Annotated in this window: 14 protein-coding genes; 4 read left to right on the plus strand and 10 right to left on the minus strand. The window is 36.6% G+C overall.

The features are described from left to right. Positions 1 to 163 precede the first annotated feature (163 nt). Entirely contained in the window at positions 164 to 994 is an 831-nt protein-coding gene (locus BW946_RS14675; protein ID WP_076596935.1) for a GLPGLI family protein, read from the minus strand. A 117-nt stretch (positions 995 to 1,111) separates the two neighbouring features. Between BW946_RS14675 and BW946_RS14680 the strand changes: the two genes are divergently transcribed. Together BW946_RS14680 and BW946_RS14685 are read left to right on the plus strand one after the other, a co-directional pair. After that, a complete protein-coding gene (locus BW946_RS14680) occupies positions 1,112 to 2,434 on the plus strand; it encodes a sensor histidine kinase (protein WP_076596891.1) in 1,323 nt (440 codons plus the stop codon). Further along, positions 2,424 to 3,110 carry a response regulator transcription factor gene (locus BW946_RS14685; RefSeq protein ID WP_076596892.1) on the plus strand — a complete coding sequence of 229 codons (687 nt, stop codon included), beginning with the start codon at positions 2,424 to 2,426 and terminating at the stop codon, positions 3,108 to 3,110. The genes BW946_RS14680 and BW946_RS14685 overlap by 11 nt, the downstream gene beginning before the upstream one ends. 5 nt (positions 3,111 to 3,115) lie before the next feature. Here BW946_RS14685 and BW946_RS14690 read toward each other — a convergent pair whose 3' ends face one another. From BW946_RS14690 to BW946_RS14730, 9 genes are all read right to left on the minus strand, one after another. Continuing rightward, the gene (locus BW946_RS14690; RefSeq protein WP_076596893.1) at positions 3,116 to 3,943 is read right to left on the minus strand and encodes an endonuclease/exonuclease/phosphatase family protein; all 828 of its coding nucleotides are present in this window, start codon (positions 3,941 to 3,943) and stop codon (positions 3,116 to 3,118) included. A 66-nt stretch (positions 3,944 to 4,009) separates the two neighbouring features. Next, positions 4,010 to 4,213: a hypothetical protein gene (locus BW946_RS14695; RefSeq protein WP_076596894.1), complete on the minus strand. Its 204-nt coding sequence runs from the start codon at positions 4,211 to 4,213 to the stop codon at positions 4,010 to 4,012. Beyond that, the gene (locus BW946_RS14700; protein WP_076596895.1) at positions 4,210 to 5,472 is read right to left on the minus strand and encodes a S8 family peptidase; all 1,263 of its coding nucleotides are present in this window, start codon (positions 5,470 to 5,472) and stop codon (positions 4,210 to 4,212) included. The genes BW946_RS14695 and BW946_RS14700 overlap by 4 nt, the downstream gene beginning before the upstream one ends. A 13-nt stretch (positions 5,473 to 5,485) precedes the next feature. After that, positions 5,486 to 6,064, minus strand: a complete 579-nt coding sequence (locus tag BW946_RS14705; protein WP_076596896.1) for a hypothetical protein — start codon at positions 6,062 to 6,064, stop codon at positions 5,486 to 5,488. Beyond that, positions 6,064 to 6,759, minus strand: coding sequence for a hypothetical protein (locus BW946_RS14710; protein ID WP_076596897.1), 696 nt, complete (start codon positions 6,757 to 6,759; stop codon positions 6,064 to 6,066). Before BW946_RS14710 ends, BW946_RS14705 begins: the two co-directional genes overlap by 1 nt. A 16-nt stretch (positions 6,760 to 6,775) precedes the next feature. Next, complete coding sequence (locus tag BW946_RS14715; protein ID WP_228402596.1) at positions 6,776 to 7,663, minus strand: DUF2589 domain-containing protein; 888 nt, start codon at positions 7,661 to 7,663, stop codon at positions 6,776 to 6,778. Positions 7,664 to 8,025: 362 nt separating this feature from the next. Next, on the minus strand, positions 8,026 to 9,966 hold the full coding sequence (locus BW946_RS14720) for a M1 family metallopeptidase (protein WP_076596898.1): 1,941 nt from the start codon (positions 9,964 to 9,966) through the stop codon (positions 8,026 to 8,028). 83 nt (positions 9,967 to 10,049) lie between these two features. Further along, a complete protein-coding gene (locus BW946_RS14725; RefSeq protein ID WP_076596899.1) occupies positions 10,050 to 10,931 on the minus strand; it encodes an SDR family oxidoreductase in 882 nt (293 codons plus the stop codon). A gap of 175 nt (positions 10,932 to 11,106) precedes the next feature. Beyond that, positions 11,107 to 11,517 carry a DUF1573 domain-containing protein gene (locus BW946_RS14730; RefSeq protein ID WP_076596900.1) on the minus strand — a complete coding sequence of 137 codons (411 nt, stop codon included), beginning with the start codon at positions 11,515 to 11,517 and terminating at the stop codon, positions 11,107 to 11,109. Between the two features lie 148 nt (positions 11,518 to 11,665). Between BW946_RS14730 and BW946_RS14735 the strand changes: the two genes are divergently transcribed. Further along, positions 11,666 to 12,919: a sensor histidine kinase gene (locus BW946_RS14735; RefSeq protein WP_076596901.1), complete on the plus strand. Its 1,254-nt coding sequence runs from the start codon at positions 11,666 to 11,668 to the stop codon at positions 12,917 to 12,919. 15 nt (positions 12,920 to 12,934) lie between these two features. Then, positions 12,935 to 13,618, plus strand: coding sequence for a response regulator transcription factor (locus BW946_RS14740; RefSeq protein ID WP_076596902.1), 684 nt, complete (start codon positions 12,935 to 12,937; stop codon positions 13,616 to 13,618). Positions 13,619 to 13,665 lie beyond the last annotated feature (47 nt).

A 13,665-nucleotide genomic window follows, 5' to 3' on the forward strand; every position in this document is an offset into this window, starting at 1 on the left:
TTTTTATCCTAACAAAACCCCTGTTCTGTTCTATGGGTACAAAGTTCTATATTGATTATAAGAAACACGGTTAATAGAAGGTTAATGATGGGTTAATACTTTCTTCTTAAAATAAGAAAACCTGAATTCGGAAATTCAGGTTTTCAAAATCAATACAATATTTTTATGGATAAGGAATTATTTTATCCAGTTCTATTGGATTATAATATTTTTTTATGTTGATCTGTGTTTGCTTGGTCAATCCTGCAAACTCTTCTTTACTTTTGATTTGCTGCCCATTAATGCGTACATTCCAGTCCGGCTGAAATTCGGTTCTCATTCTGGCATAGGGATCATTATAAAACTCCAGATTCAGTTTCACCCATTTCTTAAAGTCAATGACAATAGGAGCCAATGAATAATGCTTTTCGAGAAAGCCTGTTGTATCATATGTTTTGGAAAGATTACTATTTCGCAAAAAAGAATATATAAAATCTTTCTTATCATCTTCCACATACAAAACCAATCCCGGAAGTCCTCTAAATTTATACGGTCCTTCAGGAATATTGATATCCGGAGTAAACCAGGCAGTCCAGTTTCTACCTCCAAACATGGCAGTTGCTTTTTGCAAATTATAACTGTTGATCTTTTTAGTATCAGCCTCTATTTTCCACTGAACATTATCCTCCGTTTCAAAAACATAATAATACGGCATCATTATAATCTGAACAAAGTTTTTGTTTTTATTGGAATTTCTTTTTCGTACAATGGTCTGTCCGGACTGGCTGGTATGCTGATAAGTCATTCCTCCATGAAGGATATTCAAAGAATCGCTTGCTAAAAATTCAAATTCATAAAATTTCACTTCTTCAGGATTGATATCCAGTACCATTTCTTCTTTATCATAACTTGCATCTTTAGGATCAGGCCTGTATTGAAGCTCATATATAAAGCGATGGGTTTGTGCGTTGATGATCATCCCAATCAACAGAATAAAAAAAAACATCTTTTTCATTAAATAGGCTTTTAATTGTCTAAAATTACCAAAAATCATATTAATCATCAGGTTAATAAAAGGTTAATGATAAAAGAATAATTTCTGTAAAATGACTAAAGTTTTATCTTTGTTTTAATGATAGCCAAGAGTAAAATTCTGATTTCGGTTTTTGCCGCATTGTTCCTGCTTTTATTGGGAATCCAGGTTTACTTTATGTATAAAACCTATCAGGTAAAAGAAAGGGACATTTACAGATCCGTGAATGACGGACTTACCAATTACACAGACAGCCTTGAGGATATTCAGGAGGTGAAAGAAAAAAATGATGATTCTCTTCAGGAAATCATTATCAGGTATCATAACAAGGAGATCAACAGAAAAGACTTTCTGAATCATTTCATAGAAAACAGAAAATCTGCCAGAGAAAGACTGATTCATTACATCGACAGCCGCTACCAGAAAGACGGTTACGAAATCTCTGCAAGAATACGGTATCTTTCTATTGTACATCTGCCAGACAGCTCAAAAGTAATTACCGAACCTATTGTTATTTTTGAAACGCAGGATAAGCTTAAAAATCCGCGTATTGCCAGTAACGGAAGCTGGGAAACCTCAACAACCAAAAGAGATGACACGGAAAAAGGCCGCGTTGAAAAAAAGAATACTTTCCTTGTTAAAACCCAGACAGATTTTGAGATCAGAAATATAAAAGGTATCGTTTTCAAAGAACTTACCTTATTGATTATTTGCTGTATAATACTTCTTTCGGGAGTTCTTCTGCTTTATATTTTCACGATCAGAAATCTGATCCAGCAGCAGAAGCAGGTGGAAGTTCTCCACAACATTGTGGATAATATTTCACATGAGTTTAAAACGCCTATTGCTACTTTAAAAATAGCTTCCAAAGCATTAAAAAAAGAATGGAATCCTGAAACACTTCCTCTTATTGACAGACAGATTTCCCGGCTTGAAAGCCTGATGCTTCAGCTTCATAAAGATGAAATCCCTGATAAAATGACCGCTGTACAACCTGAGGACTGGAACTTTTTCATTCACGATCTTTCTGTTACTTATCCAGATACTGATTTTAACCTTGAAAATACAGTTTCACAAGAGCTTCCTTTTGATAAAAACCTGATGGAAACAGTCATTAAAAATCTTTGTGAAAACAGTGTAAAATACGGATCATCGGCTATTCAAATACACATCCGCAATAATTCTCAACAATTGGAGGTCGAAGTTTCTGACAACGGCCAAGGTATGGAAACGAAAGAACTCAATACTATTTTTGAAAAATTCTACAGAATACAGAATAACAATATTCACAACAGCAAAGGTCTTGGGCTGGGACTTTATTTCGTGAAAAAGATCATTGCGAATTATGACGGAAAAATAGAAGTTTCCAGTCAAATCTATAGAGGCAGTACTTTTAAAATATCAATTCCTTATGAAAACTAAAATTCTTCTGGCAGAAGATGATCCGGATTTCGGAATGATTCTTAAACAATATCTTGAATTGGAAGATTTTGAAGTCAGCTGGTTTCAGAATCCGGAAGATATCGTACCATTGGTTCATGCTGATTTTCCTTTTCAGATCGGAATTCTGGATGTGATGATGCCCAATATCGATGGCTTTTCTCTGGCTAAAATGATCATTAAGGAAAAAAGTTATTTCCCATTGTTATTTTTAACAGCTAAAAATCAAAAAATAGACCGATTGACCGGATTGAAAATAGGTGCTGACGATTATATTGCCAAGCCATGCGATCCTGAAGAGCTTGTTTTACGGATTAAAAACATTCTGAAAAGGACACTTCCCGCCGTTACAGAAAGTCAGATAAAAATAGGAGAATTTGTACTGGATACCACTAAGCTTCTATTGTCACATGCTAACGGAAACAATCGATTAACCATACGGGAACAGGAGCTGCTTCTGTATCTTCTGAAGCACAACCGATCCATCATTACAAGGGATAACATTCTGGATAATCTCTGGGAAACGAATGATTATTTTACCGGAAGAAGTCTTGATGTATTTATCAGCAGACTTCGTAAGTATTTCAACAGTGATCCTAAAATAAAAATCCAATCCCTGAGAGGAATTGGATTTGAAGTCGATTTTCCAACCAACTGATTTTTTTATAGAGAAAGATTCACAATCACCGGAAAATGGTCTGACGGATACAACAGATTTTCTCTTCTGTCGTTAATATGTCTGTGAGATCTGATCTTAAAACCTTGTGTAAAAATATAATCGATTCTGTCTTTCGGAACTTCATTCACATTGAAGCCTGTGAATGTTCCTACCGGGCCATAATGTTTCGTTTCTGAATGATAAAAAGTATCTTTCATATTCCGGGAAAGAATTTTAATCGGTTCGGAATCATCTGTCAGGTTAAAATCTCCGCTCAGCGTTACCGGAAGATTTTTTGGGTTCAGCTCTTTGATTTTTTTCAGGATCAGTTCGGAAGATTTTACTCTTGCCACATTTCCTACATGATCAAAATGAAGGTTCATCGCCAGAAATTCTTTCCTGGATTTTTTATCTTTAAATACAGCATAGGTACAGATTCTGTTCAGTGCGGCATCCCAGCCTTTTGAAGGTTTTTCCGGAGTTTCAGATAACCAGAACGTACCGGATTTTATAATTTGCAGCTTGTTTGTATCATAAAAAATGGCAGAAAACTCTCCTTTTTCTTTTCCGTCATCTCTTCCTACGCCTACATAATCATAGTTCTTCAATCCTGTTTTAATATCTTTCATCTGCTCCGGAAGGGCCTCCTGTACTCCGAAATAATCAGGATGATAATAGGTCAGTAAATCCGCAACGTCCTGTTTCCTTTTCGGCCAGGCATTATCCTGATCAGACTCAACATTCAGTCTGATATTAAAACTCATTACGGTAAGATTCTGTGAAAATCCTAATGCAAAAAACATCAGAAACACCATTGAAAATCTGAAATTCATATCTTATTTTATCAGTAAGAGACAAAAATAAAACTTCTCTGCGACAGAAAAGCTTTATTGATGTGATTATATTGTTAAATTATCTTTTTCTTCTTCTACAGATATAAAATACTCCTGAAATTCGGACTCCGAAACGGGTATACTGCTTTCAAGCTTTACAACACCTATGGTTTTGTAGTGGGAAGCCAGTTTTATGTTTTTGCTTTTAAGAAGTGCTTCCAGCTTTTTAAAGTTTATATCTTTCTTTAAAACTGCGAGGTAAGTGATCATACGTATATCTGTATTAAACCGTTTCCAATATCTCTGTATTTTATGCCTTCAATAGGTCTTGCTTTCTTTTCAATCAGTTCCCAGATCTCTTTTGCTGATTTATCGGGAAACTGTTCCATATACAACGCAGCAAGCCCGGAAACATGCGGTGCTGCCATACTTGTACCACTCATGCTGTAGTACAAATTACTTTTATTTTTTGCATTTTTAGGATAGGAACTGATAATATCTACCCCTGGAGCACAGACATTGATATTTCCCCCTGTAGACGGGTTGAGGCCTGCGTTTGAGAATCTGGCAATCTTCATTTGGCTATCAATAGCGCCAACAGCCATAATAGATTTTGAATTGGCCGGCATGGAAACAGGCTGTGGAATCTGCGGCCTGTTACTGTCATTGCCTGCAGCTGCTATAATAAGGCAGTTATTTTCCAACGCTCTTTCTCCAATGGTTTCAAAAAGAACGGAAGGCTGATCATCAAGTTTCGCAGGTGATGCCAGCGAAAGGGACAGAATTCTGAATTTCTTTGAAATGGCCCAGTCTATCGCATCAATGACACTGCTGGTAGTTCCTCTTCCATTGTCTGCGAGCACTTTTGCTATTTTCAGATTGCAATCTCTGGCAATTCCGTAGCGCTTTCCTGTATCACGTCTGGTATTTCCAGTGGCCACTCCTGCGCAATGTGTACCATGTCCGTTGGGGTCTCTGTTCCAGTCTTCACCGTCTATGAAAGATTTTCCTTCAATTTGTTCAGCTGAAAAATCGGGATGGGACGTTTCAAGGCCGGTATCAAGAATACAGACATCAATTCCTTTTCCTGTATAGTTTGCATTTTCCAGTCCGATTGTTTTTAATCCCCATTCCATTTCGACGAATGATTTTTGAGGTAAAGGTTTGCTGGTTATGTATTTTTCAAGTTCTGAAATTTTTTCTGTGAGTCCGGCAGACTGTTTTTTAAGTTCATTAATCAATTGCAATTCATCGGCAGAGAAAAATTCTCTTTCTTTTTCGTAGTACATAATAGAATTTGATTCATCTTTTACTGCGCTTTTCAATTGATCTTCATCCATATTTTCCACCACCAATACCCCAAGATTTTTATAAAGTACACCATTGTCCTTGTCTATGACATCATAAGAACGGTTTTCTTTGGAGAGAAATTCTGAGGAAGTAATACTCACTTCCAGTTCTTTCTCTATTTTTTTGAGCGAATTTTTCTGCTGATCCTCTAGCAGAACAATGTATCTTCCGGTTTCCATAATGATCTTTTTTTTAAATTAATTTCAGAAATACTTTTTCCAGAATGATGAAAATATCTTCCGGAATGATGGAAAGTCTGAGTTTTTTATTAATTCCGGATATGGCTGCATTCTGTACAACGAGTGAGTTCCAGAAGCTTTCAATTTTCGGTACGGAATTCATGTCTTTCAGTTTTTCATCGTCCAGAATTCCATTCTGATATAATGAAACAATGATTCCTGAAATAAGTTCTTCCGCCTCATCAAGCTTCTTGTTTTCCTTCGTATATATTTCCATAAGAATATCATAAATGCTTTCCATTCCGTTGAATGAGAATCCTCCCAGAAGTTCTCGTCTTCCGGATACTATTTTCTCCATTTTAATAGGATTAAAGCCTCTTTTCACCGTCGCAATCATATTCATAATTTTCAAAACTTCAGATTCATAGCTGGCGTTTCCTTTGGTACGAAAATATTCCAAAACTTCGTTGAGAAATCCATCAAAACGGGTATCAAAGTCAAATGATTTAGACAGGTATAAGGACTGAACTTCATTGAACTGTTCCAGAAGCTCCTTAATTTTCTGTACTGTAAAGTGAATAAGTTCCTGCATTACTCAAAAGTTATCTGTTCTATTTCATTCCCGTCTTTGTCTTTATAAGACACAATTCTGATTCCTTCTTCCTCCATTTCTACATGGAGGTTGATGAATAACTTGTCTTTATCCTCCGCTGCACTGGTGTTGGGATCTATGTAAATATTATTCAGCTTGGCATTCACCAGGGTATATTTATTCAGTAAAACCTTTGAAAAGATTTCTTTCAGCTCATCGGTCTCATCGGTTCCTTCATCCTGAGGTCTGAAGATTCCGGAATTGAGAAGCTGGACTTTTTTTCTGAGATCCAACTTAAGGACTTCGACAGCAGGAAGCTTACCGAATTTCTGATCATTTTTTTCCAGTGTACTGAACAGTGTCTTAAACTCTTCAGTCTGAATCTGTTTTATAGTAATTTGAGGAATATTCATCCTTTTCTCCTTGTTCACAAGACGGATTCTCTCATTCAATTCTGTAACAAACTGATCCTGGTTCAGTTTAAAATTATATTTGGAATCTGAATCGATATCCGTTATTTTAATCGGGATATCCATCTTTACACTGGGCAGGGCATATCTCGGAACCTTAAAATATTTAAGGTATTCATGACGGGCATATTCTTTGGCAATAAGAACTGCATTTTCGTCTGCTTTTTTACGAGCCTGAATTATCTCGTTGTTGAGATAATCCAGGTAATCTGATAGTTTTATCATCTTTCGTAAAATCTAATTATTGTGAAAGAAGTCCAAGCACTTTTTCAAGCCCTGCAGGCATTTCGTCATTGGTTGCACGTACTTTTACGCCAAGAGAATATTCTTTTTCCACTTTGATTCCCGTACTGGAAGTTCTTTTATAAGAGACATCCACTTTAAATTTTACTGGCCCCCAGCCCCCAGATGCTCCTGCATCGATTTTAAATTCATTACTTACGTCTTTGGTGTATGTGGAATTAAGCTTAACATTAAAGTCTACTTCACAGGTTTCAATTCTGAAGCTTGGGACATTCAGCAGCGCAATAAAAGGTACTGAAATTTCCACATCATCAGGAATGGTTTTTGGGTTGGTTGCACTTACCGGCTCATCTTCCTTAAAATCCGGGTTCGGAATATTTTTTTTGTATTTGAATTCTGCCATTCTCAGTTTTTTAGGACTGGCAGCATTGGCAGGATCTGTAAGTTCGAACCCAACTTCATTGATGAAATTAACAGTGGCAATAGATGCATTAGACTGTGCTTTTACACAGGCATCCAAAGGTCCGCCAATGATGGTAGCAAAATCAATACTTCCCAATTCTGCAGCAAAATCTGCGCTGGCAGCATCAGAGGTTCTGAAAATCTCTTCATCAGCAGCCATTCTACCGGCAATCAGTTTTATGATCTCAGAAGAGGCACCGGAGAAAGATTTTTCCCACTTTTCATCATAGTTCTTTTTGAACTCATCTACAATGGTTAATAATTCTTTGTTCGTCAATGAACTCAATTCTGAAGTTTCAATTCCTGATACTTTTTCGTACACTGCAGGAGTAAGCACTTTTTCTACTCCTGATAAAAGATCAATTAACTCATTTTTTGTTTTTTTGGCGTGGCTTGCTTCAAGCACTGATTTTAATGTTTCCATGTTGTTTTTGTTTTAAATTAATATTGTAAGACAAAATTATATTGCCGACCACCAAAACATTGCAGGAGAATCCCTTCACTTATCCCGGAAAAACACCCTAAAATAAAAAGCCTGAACTTACGATGGTAAGCTCAGGCTTTTGTGATGTATATTGCGGATGTTTATTTTATATAAACGTAAAGATAATATGAATTCTTCTTATTCTAAAGTAAGCTAAGAACGCAACAAGTTGCTGATGAAGCTATATGAATATGCGTTCGCTTAGAAAGAATCAATTTCATTGATTCCATCCTTTGCTCTCTTAAAAATATTACAGCATACAAATGAAAGCTTTGCGTTAAATTTAAATAGATCCAACATTTTTATGACGGTTTACGGCTATTGTTTTCCAGATTGATATCAGGAACAACAGAATTCGGGTCCAGCTTTACCTCATCAATTTCTTTGCTGGAATCTACCTTGAATGTCCATTCAGTATTTCTTTTCCAGACTTCAACAGGAATTTTCACCACCTGTGCAGTTCCATCTTTGAATTTCAACTGTACAGTAGTAGGCATCGGCATTTGCCCAATATTTTCAACGGTAATCTCAACTCCGTTTTTAAAGTCTCCGTTGATGTATTTTACGTTTTTAACAGCCTGATCAATTTTCCATTTATTAAAGAACCATCCTCTCCAGAACCAGTTCAGTTCCTCTCCGGAAACATTTTCCATGGTATGGAAAAAATCCCAGGGGGTAGGATGTTTAAAAGCCCAGCGATCTATATAGGTTCTGAATGCTTTGTCAAATTTTTCAGGACCCAGAATTGCTTCTCTTAAAACCTTTAATCCTGTTCCCGGTTTAAAATAAGCTAAAGCACCAATGCTTCTTTCTTTCATATTGTCCGGTCCTACCATTACAGGTTCCAGACTATCTGTCAACAGATACATTCCTGATCTTGCCAGATTCGGTTTACGGTAATATTCTCCTTTATTGAAAGCTTCGGTGGAAAGTCCGTTAATGAACGTGTTAAACCCTTCATCCATCCATGCGAAGAGTCTTTCATTAGATCCTACGATCATAGGAAACCAGTTGTGTCCGAACTCATGGTCTGTAACGCCCCAAAGATCTTCTCCTTTGGAGTCCATATGACAGAAAACAATTCCCGGATATTCCATTCCTCCCTCATTTCCTGCTACATTGGTGGCAGCCGGATAGGTGTATTCATACCATTTTTTAGAATAATGCTCTATAGCAGCTTTCGTATATTCTGTAGATCTTCCCCATGCTTTGTCACCGGCACTTTCTGCAGGATAAGCTGAAATAGCCAAAGATTTCGTTCCACTGGGTAAATTTATTTTTGCGGCATCTAAAATAAATCCGGCAGATGATGCCCATGCAAAATCTCTGGTCTGATTAATTTTAAATTTCCAGGTCTTTGTACCGGAAGTTTTATTTTTACCGATTTCAGATTCAGGACAGATCATTACCGTTTTATCACTGTTTCTTGCCTCATTCCATCTTTTAATTTCTTCTTTACTGTACACTTCTTTCTCATTCAGAAGTTCTCCGGATGCCACTACATAATGATTGGCAGGAACTGTAATATTGGCTGTGATATTTCCATATTCCAAATAGAATTCCGAAGCTCCAAGGTAGGGTAATGTATTCCATCCTAAAACATCATCGTAGACGCACATTCTCGGATACCATTGTGCTATGGTAAATATTTTACCGTTTTTAGTATCCTGTATTCCCATTCTGTCTGAACCATAATCAGGAGAAATAAAGGAATATTCAATTTCTATTTTGGTAACCCCTCCATTGGCTTTCAGCTCTTTGAGAAGATCAATCTGCATTCTCGTATCGGTAATGGTATATTTTACATCTTTCTTACCATCCAGTTTAACTGATTTAATGGTATATCCGCCGTTCAACTCTTCGCCATGAGCTCCATTTCGGCTTCCGGAAAGCGGAACTACGCCATTTCCTCTGGAGTCTTTCGCAAAAAGGTTCTGATCAAGCTGCAGCCACAGAAAGCCTAATTTATCCGGACTGTTATTGGTATAGGTAATTTCTGCTGTTCCTGTAATTTCTTTTTTAGCTTCATTCAGGCTGACATTCAAATGATAATCTGCTGAATTCTGCCAGTAAGCATGTCCCGGTTGTCCGCTTGCAGAGCGGGTTGCTGTACCTGTCTGCGGATAAAAGAATGGCTTAAATGCTTCTACGTAATCGTATTTCGGAGTCTGCTGTGCATATGCAGATCCTGAGAAGAGGACAACTGCAAGCGTCGAAACAAGGGTCGGAAGTTTAAAATTCATTTGAAAAGTATTATTTAGTGTATAGGTAAAAAAAACTCCCGGATTTGTTACACATCCGGGAGTTTTTTTATTATAAGTTTAATTTAATTTGATTTTTTGGCTTTTATCATGGCTTCCAAAGCATCCCACATTTCTTTAGGAATTGCTTCAAGCATATTGAATTCGCCGGCACCCTGAAGCCATTCTCCTCCATCAATGGTTACCACTTCCCCATTCATATATGCTGAATAATCAGAAACCAGATAAGCAGCAAGGTTGGCAAGCTCCTGATGCTCTCCTACTCTTCTCAACGGAACTTTTTTCTTCATATCAAATTTCTCCTGAAGATCTCCGGGAAGAAGTCTGTCCCAAGCTCCTTTTGTAGGGAAAGGTCCTGGTGCAATGGCATTGAAACGGATTCCGTATTTTGCCCATTCTACCGCTAAAGATCTGGTCATGGCCAGAACTCCGGCTTTTGCACAGGCTGATGGCACTACGTAGGCAGAACCTGTCCATGCATAAGTGGTTACAATGTTCAGTACAGTTCCCGGTGTTTTAGAATCTATCCAGTGTTTTCCTACGGAAAGGGTACAGTTTTTTGTTCCTTTTAAAACAATATCAAGAATGGAGTCAAAAGCAGAATGAGTTAGTTTTTCTGTTGGAGAAATGAAGTTTCCTGCTGCATTATTCAACAAAATATCAATCTTTCCGAATTCTTTCAGCGTTGCCTCTTTCATTGCTTCTACCTCTTCCCAGTTTCTTACATCACACGCTACGCAAAGCACCTTACCTCCGGTTTCATCTTCAAGTTCCTTAGCTGTGGTCTGCAGCTTTTCCAGATTTCTGGAAGTAATCACTACTTTAGCACCCAGTTCAAGAAAGTATTTGGTCATCGCTTTGCCAAGACCGCTGCCGCCGCCTGTTACAATTGCTACTTTATCTTTTAGTGCCCCTTCGCGCAGCATAGGTTGTGTATATAGACTCATAAAATATTTTTTCTTAAAAATACTAAATATTGAAATGCAATCCTTTAAAATGGATTGATAAATAATGCTACAAATAATTATTCTCTCCCTATTTTTTAAAACCGGTAGACTTTTTTTAATAAAATAGCCTGATAATTACTTACCGGGCTATTTTAATCTTGAAAAAAATAATGTATTAAGCTGTAACCACTCCTTTGAATGAAAGTGTCTTAGGAGTTTTGCTGTCACTTGTAGTAACGTTTACAGTCTTCATAAACGGACCAGCTGCTGCTGCATTATAGCTGGCTTCTACAAATCCTTTCTTCCCAGGCTGGATAGGTGTTTTGGTATAATCTGCAGTGGTACATCCGCAAGAAGGAGCTACATTTTGTATGATAATCGGTTTTGAACTTGTATTGGTGAATTCAAATCTGATCAATTTTGGTTTTCCCTGAGGAATATTTCCTACATCAATAGATTCTGATTTCCATTTAATGGCATCTGCAACCATTTTTACAATGGATGGAGCATCTGCAGTAAGTACATTAGCATAAAAAGGAGAGAATGCCAACACGGCTAAAAGAGCTGTAATTTTTAGTTTTTTCATGAGTATAAATTCTAATATTATTATATTTCGATATGACAAATGTAAAGCAGGCAGTGATTACAACTTGTTAACCGCTGTCAAACATTTGTTAACGAGTTGTTAATAATAAAAGATAAATAGATATTTTTGGATAATATTGTTTCAGGAAATGAAAATAAAAAGACTCAATATTATAATAACCCTGGGATTTGTTGCTATTATCGGGATTTTAATAGCACAGTTGATGTGGACGCGCCAGGCTTATAATCTTGAAGACAAAAAATTTAACCAGAAAGTCAATATTGCCTTAATGGAAGTCGCAGAAAAACTCTCAGGAGGAAAGACATCCTACACCGAAAATCCTGTACAGAATATTGCCAATGACTATTATGTGGTTAATATTAACAATGAATTTCATCCCGTAGTGCTGGAATATTATCTTAAAACAGAATTTACCCGTTTCCAGATCAATACAGATTATGTGTATGCACTATACAACTGCCACAGTGATAAAATGGTGTACGGAAAGTATATGACTACCCATCAGGAAAGCCCCGGCAACAAGGTAATCAATTTTCCGAAGCATAAAAATCTGATCTATTACTTTTCCATCCGTTTTCCTGATAAAACCACTTATCTGATCAGTTCATTAAGATTCTGGTATCTGCTAACGTTTGCTCTTATCATCATACTTCTGGTATATGTATATTCTATTTATACCATTATTCAGCAGAAGAAGTTTTCGGAACTGCAGCGTGATTTTATTAATAATATGACTCATGAGTTTAAGACTCCTTTATCTTCGATACTTTTGGCTTCGGAAGCTCTCAATAAGCAGGAACTGGTACAGGATAATTCTAAACTGCAGACCTATACTTCCATTATCATCAATCAAAGTCACAAGCTTAACAGCCACATTGAGAAAATATTGAATATTGCTAAAAATGATGCGGCAGGACTGTCATTAAAGCCTCAAAAAATTCTGTTACTTCCTTTTATTCAGGAGATTGCTGATAATATTCGGCACAAAAACAAAGACCTCAGCATTGAGATTGATATTGAAAACAGTACTTCAGTAATGGCAGATGAATTTCACTTTACCAATATCATTTACAACCTGCTGGATAATTCCATCAAATATTGTGAAAGAAAGCCTGTGATTGAAATTTCAGCTTATAAAGATTCAAAAGGTTTATATTTAAAGTTTAAAGATAACGGAATGGGGATTCCTGCTAAAAATATTCCTCATATTTTCGATAAGTTTTACAGGGTACATACCAAAAGAAGTGAAGAAGTAAATGGTTTTGGGCTGGGATTATTTTATGTAAAAAAAGTAGTTCAGCAGCATCACTGGAAAATTTATGTGGAGAATAATGAAGACTCGGGAATTACCACAACGCTCTTCTTTCCGTTTTCAAATTAATCATGTGTAAGTATTATGGAGAAATCTAAAATTTTATATGCCGAAGATGACAAAACAATAGCTTTTCTGGTGGAAGACAGTCTGGAAAGCTATTATGACATCAGCTGTTATTCTGACGGTGAATCTGCTCTGGAAGCATTTAACAGTCGGGATTTTGATATCTGCCTGCTGGATATTATGATGCCCGGGATGAACGGATTTGAGCTAGCACAAAATATCCGCAATAAAAATTCTGAAATTCCTATTATTTTCATTTCTGCAAAAGCTTTAAAAGAAGACAGAATCAAAGGGCTTAAAATTGGTGCAGATGATTATCTGGTAAAACCATTCAGTATTGAAGAACTGATGTTGAAAATTGAAGTTTTCCTTAAACGTACCAAGAAAACAGACGCTTCCCCTCTACAATATAAAGTGGGCAAATATGATTTTGATCCTAAAAACTATACCCTTCAAGGGATTGACAACCATATTACCCTTACCCAAAGAGAGTCTGATCTTCTTTTATATTTTATCCGCCACAAAAATCTGGTGGTCAAAAGACAGGACATTCTAAAGGCCATCTGGGGTGATGATGATTATTTTATGGGACGAAGCCTCGATGTATTTATTTCCCGGCTGAGAAAGGTACTGGCTGAAGAGCAAAACGTTTTAATAGAAAACCTTCACGGAATAGGTTTCCGTTTTTCTGAAAAAGAGTAAATAGTATTTAAACTAATTTAAAACACAACACTAAATGATGATTTCAC

This window comes from Chryseobacterium sp. RU33C (genome assembly GCF_900156015.1).
Taxonomy (GTDB): domain Bacteria; phylum Bacteroidota; class Bacteroidia; order Flavobacteriales; family Weeksellaceae; genus Chryseobacterium; species Chryseobacterium candidae.

Bases quoted from the DNA above. Each gene is read 5' to 3' on its own strand.
- BW946_RS14675 (WP_076596935.1), bottom strand. From the start codon at position 994: ATGAAAAAGATGTTTTTTTTTATTCTGTTGATTGGGATGATCATCAAC.
- BW946_RS14680 (WP_076596891.1), top strand. From the start codon at position 1,112: ATGATAGCCAAGAGTAAAATTCTGATTTCGGTTTTTGCCGCATTGTTC.
- BW946_RS14685 (WP_076596892.1), top strand. From the start codon at position 2,424: ATGAAAACTAAAATTCTTCTGGCAGAAGATGATCCGGATTTCGGAATG.
- BW946_RS14690 (WP_076596893.1), bottom strand. From the start codon at position 3,943: ATGAATTTCAGATTTTCAATGGTGTTTCTGATGTTTTTTGCATTAGGA.
- BW946_RS14695 (WP_076596894.1), bottom strand. From the start codon at position 4,213: ATGATCACTTACCTCGCAGTTTTAAAGAAAGATATAAACTTTAAAAAG.
- BW946_RS14700 (WP_076596895.1), bottom strand. From the start codon at position 5,472: ATGGAAACCGGAAGATACATTGTTCTGCTAGAGGATCAGCAGAAAAAT.
- BW946_RS14705 (WP_076596896.1), bottom strand. From the start codon at position 6,064: ATGCAGGAACTTATTCACTTTACAGTACAGAAAATTAAGGAGCTTCTG.
- BW946_RS14710 (WP_076596897.1), bottom strand. From the start codon at position 6,759: ATGATAAAACTATCAGATTACCTGGATTATCTCAACAACGAGATAATT.
- BW946_RS14715 (WP_228402596.1), bottom strand. From the start codon at position 7,663: ATGGAAACATTAAAATCAGTGCTTGAAGCAAGCCACGCCAAAAAAACA.
- BW946_RS14720 (WP_076596898.1), bottom strand. From the start codon at position 9,966: ATGAATTTTAAACTTCCGACCCTTGTTTCGACGCTTGCAGTTGTCCTC.
- BW946_RS14725 (WP_076596899.1), bottom strand. From the start codon at position 10,931: ATGAGTCTATATACACAACCTATGCTGCGCGAAGGGGCACTAAAAGAT.
- BW946_RS14730 (WP_076596900.1), bottom strand. From the start codon at position 11,517: ATGAAAAAACTAAAAATTACAGCTCTTTTAGCCGTGTTGGCATTCTCT.
- BW946_RS14735 (WP_076596901.1), top strand. From the start codon at position 11,666: ATGAAAATAAAAAGACTCAATATTATAATAACCCTGGGATTTGTTGCT.
- BW946_RS14740 (WP_076596902.1), top strand. From the start codon at position 12,935: ATGGAGAAATCTAAAATTTTATATGCCGAAGATGACAAAACAATAGCT.